6 protein-coding genes are annotated in these 5,123 nt (G+C 60.7%); all 6 read right to left on the minus strand.

Going from position 1 to position 5,123, the window contains the following annotated elements; all coding sequences use genetic code 11:
* Window positions 1–285 precede the first annotated feature (285 nt).
* Complete coding sequence (locus Q1A36_RS20965) at window positions 286–645, minus strand: RidA family protein (RefSeq protein WP_164213809.1); 360 nt, start codon at window positions 643–645, stop codon at window positions 286–288.
* Between the two features lie 22 nt (window positions 646–667).
* Window positions 668–2,017: an FAD/NAD(P)-binding oxidoreductase gene (locus tag Q1A36_RS20970; protein WP_299848067.1), complete on the minus strand. Its 1,350-nt coding sequence runs from the start codon at window positions 2,015–2,017 to the stop codon at window positions 668–670.
* A gap of 8 nt (window positions 2,018–2,025) precedes the next feature.
* A complete protein-coding gene (locus tag Q1A36_RS20975; protein ID WP_299848069.1) occupies window positions 2,026–2,358 on the minus strand; it encodes a (2Fe-2S)-binding protein in 333 nt (110 codons plus the stop codon).
* Complete coding sequence (locus Q1A36_RS20980) at window positions 2,348–3,484, minus strand: FAD-dependent oxidoreductase (protein WP_299848072.1); 1,137 nt, start codon at window positions 3,482–3,484, stop codon at window positions 2,348–2,350. Before Q1A36_RS20980 ends, Q1A36_RS20975 begins: the two co-directional genes overlap by 11 nt.
* Before the next feature lie 89 nt (window positions 3,485–3,573).
* Entirely contained in the window at window positions 3,574–4,383 is an 810-nt protein-coding gene (locus tag Q1A36_RS20985) for an ABC transporter permease (RefSeq protein ID WP_299848074.1), read from the minus strand.
* Window positions 4,380–5,024 (minus strand): ABC transporter permease, encoded by a 645-nt coding sequence (locus Q1A36_RS20990; protein WP_299848076.1) that lies wholly within the window; start codon window positions 5,022–5,024, stop codon window positions 4,380–4,382. The genes Q1A36_RS20985 and Q1A36_RS20990 overlap by 4 nt, the downstream gene beginning before the upstream one ends.
* Window positions 5,025–5,123 lie beyond the last annotated feature (99 nt).

Raw genomic sequence — 5,123 nt, forward strand, 5'->3', positions numbered from 1 at the left:
CAGCGCGACTGACAAGCTCGGCCCGCCGGTGAGCGCGAGGCCCGTCGTAAGCTACACCACGCCGCGGGACATCATCAAGCCCGATGGCGAACGGCAATGTCGAGGGCCTGGTGTAAATCAGCTGGCGAGCGCAATCCCCCTTTCCCCGGGCACACTTATCCTGCGGCCACGGTCATCGGATGCTCCATTTTATCTAACCGGTGATGCTTTGAACATTTCTCACGTTCGTTGGGAAACCCTGCCTGTCCTTGCATAGTCGGCCGAGAAACAGGCAGGTGCGCTACGTCAACCCTTTGTGGCAGCGGTCACGATGATTTCGACTAGGACGTCAGGAGCACCCATTTCGCATTGCGCTGTAGCGCGCGTAGGCGCAGCATTAGGTGCCGTCCAAGCGTTCCAGACCTCGTTCATCGCTGCAAAATCGCGCTCTAGGTCCTTGATCCAGATCTGGGCGGTCAGAATGCGGCTTTTGTCCGTTCCCGCTTTTTCCAGATAGCCTTCGATCTTTTCCAGCGTCTGCTTTGTCTGCCCGGCGATGTCGAGGCTGCGGTCTTCGGCCGTCATGCCGCCGACATAGACAACTCCATTATAGACTACAGCGCGGCTGCGGCGGGGGTCGGTCTCGATGCGGGTGATATCTCTCATGTTTTTTCCTTTTGGGAGGTGATCAATAGAAACTGCCAAGATGAATCGGCTTGATGGGGGGGCGGATGCGGTAATATCCGACCTCGTCCGGCCCGACATTGCGGGCGGATGCTATGACTTCAGTCACGGTCAGACCGCAAAGGCGGCCCTGACAGGGGCCCATACCGCAGCGACCAAAGCTTTTGGCCTGGTTCGGGCCCAAGCAGCCCAAATCGACATAGCCGCGCAGATCACCGGCCGTCACCTCTTCGCAGCGGCAGACGATGACATCGTCGGCAGGAATGCGGTGCTCGTCCAACGGGCGATACAGCCTGTCGATGAAGGGGCGAAGTGCCGTATGTGTGGCAAACTGGGCATGCAGATCCGCTTTGCGAGCAGGCGATACCGTCCCGCCATTGCGTTCGTGGATCGCCAGCGCCGCAAGTCGCCCCTGCACCGCCGAGGCAAGCGCGCCGACGATGCGGCGGCTGTCACCGACAACGTAGATATTCGTATCGGCCAGCCGTCCGGCGTCATCCGTGACTGGTACCCAGCACAGCTGCCCGCTGTCCCAGTGATGCTTGGCACGCAGCGACCAACTGAGCTGCGTATTGGGAACGACGCCTTGGTGGAGCAAGATCAGCCCTGCGGACAGTTCCCGCGACTTGCCCTTATGGCGGAACCGCAGCCCTTCAGCCCGCTCCTGCCCCAAGATCTCCAGCGCCGAGGCACCGGAATAGATCGGCACCCCTGCCATCCGAATGCGGGAGATTAGGCCGAGACCCTTGATCAGGTCCTTCCTTCCGCGAACCGCGCCGTGGATTTTGCCCAGTGCCGAGACATAAGCGGAGAGGGCAGTGGTATCGACAAGCCCTGCCAGTTGCACCTTCGCCTGAAGATACTGCCACGCCAACAGATAGAGCAGCGGGCCGCACCCTGCGAGGATGACGGGTCCCGCAGGACGGGCATCCGAGCCCTTCAGCATTATCTGCGCCGCGCCCGCCCCCATCACGCCAGGAATGGTCCAGCCGGAAATCGGAAAAGGCCGCTCCATCGCGCCGGTCGCGATCACGACATGGGACGCCTCGATAGTCCGGGACTTTCCGTCGGCGACATAGTCGATGACGCCGTCATCGGACAGGTTCCAAATAGTGGCGCCGGGTTGGTATTCTGCGCCGCTTCTGCCGAATTCCTTGGCAAGTGCCGCACCGGCGGAATAATCCTTGCCGAGGATTGCCTGCAGGGCCTGCGGCGCATCCTCAACCCGCCGATAGATTTGCCCACCTAGTGCCTGCTGTTCATCCAGCACGGTGACGCTCATACCAAGGGCGCGCGCCTCGGCGGCGGCTGACATCCCTGCAGGACCGGCCCCGATGACGACGACATCTTTCATATCAGCTGTCATTGCACTTCTCCGGAGCCAAGCGCGGCGAGGGATGGAGCCCCAGATTGGCGCCTGATGATCATTCCATCGCGGACGGGGGTCATGCAGCCTTGTCGAGCCGGGGTTCCGTCAATCTCGACGAGGCACTCGAAGCACACGCCCATCATGCAGTATGGCGCGCGCGGCACGCTGCCCACGATGCTGGTGCGGAACGCACCGTGGCCGAAACTCAGCAAGGCTGCGGCAACGCTTATACCTGCGGGCACGCGAAAATGCTCCCCCTCGAATTCGATGCCGACCATGGGCTGCCCCGGCTGGACGGAGATGCTGAAAAGCGTTTCAGTGGTCACTGGTGAACCTCGCATTCTTATCGAGAAACCGCTTGCTCTCGAACTTCGCCACTTCGGCCGGAGCGTCGGTCAAGCCGCCCATCCAGGGGCCAAGGACGTTCGCGTGGATCGCGGACAAGGTCACTCCGCTGTGGCAGATGACGACGAAAGCACCCGGGCAACTCGTAGATTCTTGATAGATCGGATATCCGTCCGGCGAGAGGGGCCGCAGCGCACCCCACGCTCGGACCATCCGCACATTGGCCAAGGCTGGAAACGTTTCGACGGCGCGGCGCGCAAGGCCGCCGATCTTGTCTACCGTGGTGCCGTCGTCGAAGCCCACGTCTTCGCTGGTCGACCCGATCTGCACCGTGCCCTCGGATGTTTGGCGCGCCTTGTTCGTTGGATAGTCCATGAACGGCCGAAGGCGCTCCGTAATCAGCACCTGTCCGCGCGTCTTCACCATCGGGGCGAGAATGCCCACCTGATCGACAAGGTCGACGTTTCCTAGGCCGGCCGCGATCACGATGCGATTGCTTGTCCAGCTTTGCCCATCGCGGGAGCGGGCGGTGAAACGCCCATTTGCGGCATCATGGTCAATCTGCGTCACGTCCACGCCGGTGACAAGATCGGCCCCGGCCATCTTGAGCCCGGCATGCAGCGCACGCAGCAGCATCAGCGGGTTTGCCGTGCCATCATGCGCGCCCCAACTGCCGCCGACCACTTTCGGGCCGATGTCAGGCAGGTATTGGCGCAGCTCCGCATTGTCCATCATCTGGAACGGCACACCGCCTGCTTCGCGGTCAATCTTGGCCAAAAGGTCGGCCCGCTTCTGTACCTCGCCGTCACTAAAACCTAGCCAGAAGCCCCCTTTCTGGACCAGGCCACTGTTGACGCCGGTCAGCTTCAGCAAATCCTGATGAAATCCTTCCCATTGCTGCACCGCATTACGGGTCCATCGGGCATATTCGGGCATTCCGCCGCCCTTGCTGGACAGCCAGACCAATCCGAAGTTTCCCCTTGATGCTCGGAATGCGGTGTCACCTTGGTCGAGCACCCGAACGGATACACCGCGGCGTGCCGCACCGTAGGCGATGGCAGCCCCGACCAGACCGCCTCCGACAACCGTCAACTGCTTTAAACTCATTTATCTTAGCCTTGTTGGGTGCCCGCATCCGGGCATGCCTTTCCCGACTGCCGCCATGCGACAGGCGCCATTTTTCGATTTTCCGCCCGCTACTTTTTGCCGATCAGCACCTTGTCGATCCCGACGATGCGATCGAGGATGATCATCAAACCCATCGTGCCCACGATCATGATGGCGGAAACCGATGTCGTGACTGGATCCGTCAACATAGAAACCCGGTGGTAAAGCGCGACGGGAAGCGTCGTCGTTCCGGGGGTAGCGATGAACACGGTCATCGTCACCTCGTCGAAACTCTGAATGAAGGAGAGCACCCATCCACCCGCCACGCCGGGCAAGATCAGCGGCAGCAGCACCCGCCGGAACGCCGTCCAGCGCGTTGCGCCCAGGGATCGCGCCGCAAGTTCCGCATCACGGTCCATCCCGATGATCGCGCCAAGCGTCAGCCGCAACGCGAACGGCACGACAATAAGCGCATGGACCAACAGCATCCCGAAAAACGACCCTGTCCATCCCATCACCGAGAAGAACCGCAGGAAAGCAACGCCTAGAACCACATGCGGCACCATCAGCGGCGACAACAACAATGCAGTCAGGGCATACCGCCCAGCAAAGCGATAACGCGCGATAGCGATGGCCGCCGGAACCGCCACCATCGAAGCGACGGTTGCAGACCCCAGGCCAAGCCAGATCGACAGCCAAAAGGCATTCAACAGCTCTGGTGCATCGAGGATCGCGCGATACCAGCGCAGCGACACCCCCTCAAAGGGCATTGAGATGTAGCCTTTGCCGGAGAAGGACACCAGAATGATGACGACAAGCGGCGACAAGATGAAAAGCGTGAAAAGCGTGTGGAAAACGAGGGCTGTGATCCCGTTCGAACCAAGACCTTTATCTTTCATGAGAACACCTGCTTAAACTTGCGCTCGATATATCGGTTGCTGCCGATGACGACGGAGACGATGCCAATCAGTAGAAGCACCGAGACGGCAGCCCCAAGAGGCCAGTTCATTGTCCCAAGAAATTCATCGTAGATCGAGGTAGTGACGACCTTCACGCCGCGCCCGCCGATTAGCGCAGGGGTAGCGAAGGCGGATGCCGACAAAGTGAAGACGATGATCGAACCCGACAGTATGCCCGGCAGAAGCTGCGGCAGTATGATCCGCCGAAAGGTCGTGAACGAGCCTGCGCCCAACGAATACGCCGCATTCGCTACTTGCGGATCCAGCTTTTGCAACGTGCTCCATACCGCGATGACCATGAAGGGCAACATCACATGGGTCAGAACGATCACAACACCCGTCATGGAATACATCAGCGGCAGGGGCTTATCGATCAGCCCAAGGGACATCAGCGACTGGTTGATCAGCCCTTCGCGCGCCAGCATGATGGACCACCCGAGCGTCCGGACAACGACGGAAATCAGCAGGGGTCCAAGGATCATCACGAAAAACGCACCCTGATAGCGTGGCGGCATCCGCGACAGGATGATGGTTTCCGGCACGCCAAGCACAACGCATAGAAGGGTCACCCCAAGCGACATCAGGGCGGTCCGCAGAAACAGCTGATGATGTCCCGCGGCGTGGTGTAGCTTACGACGGGCCTCGCGCTCACCGGCGGGCCGAGCTTGTCAGTCGCGCTG

The organism is uncultured Paracoccus sp. (assembly GCF_947487305.1).
In the GTDB taxonomy this organism is placed as follows: domain Bacteria; phylum Pseudomonadota; class Alphaproteobacteria; order Rhodobacterales; family Rhodobacteraceae; genus Paracoccus.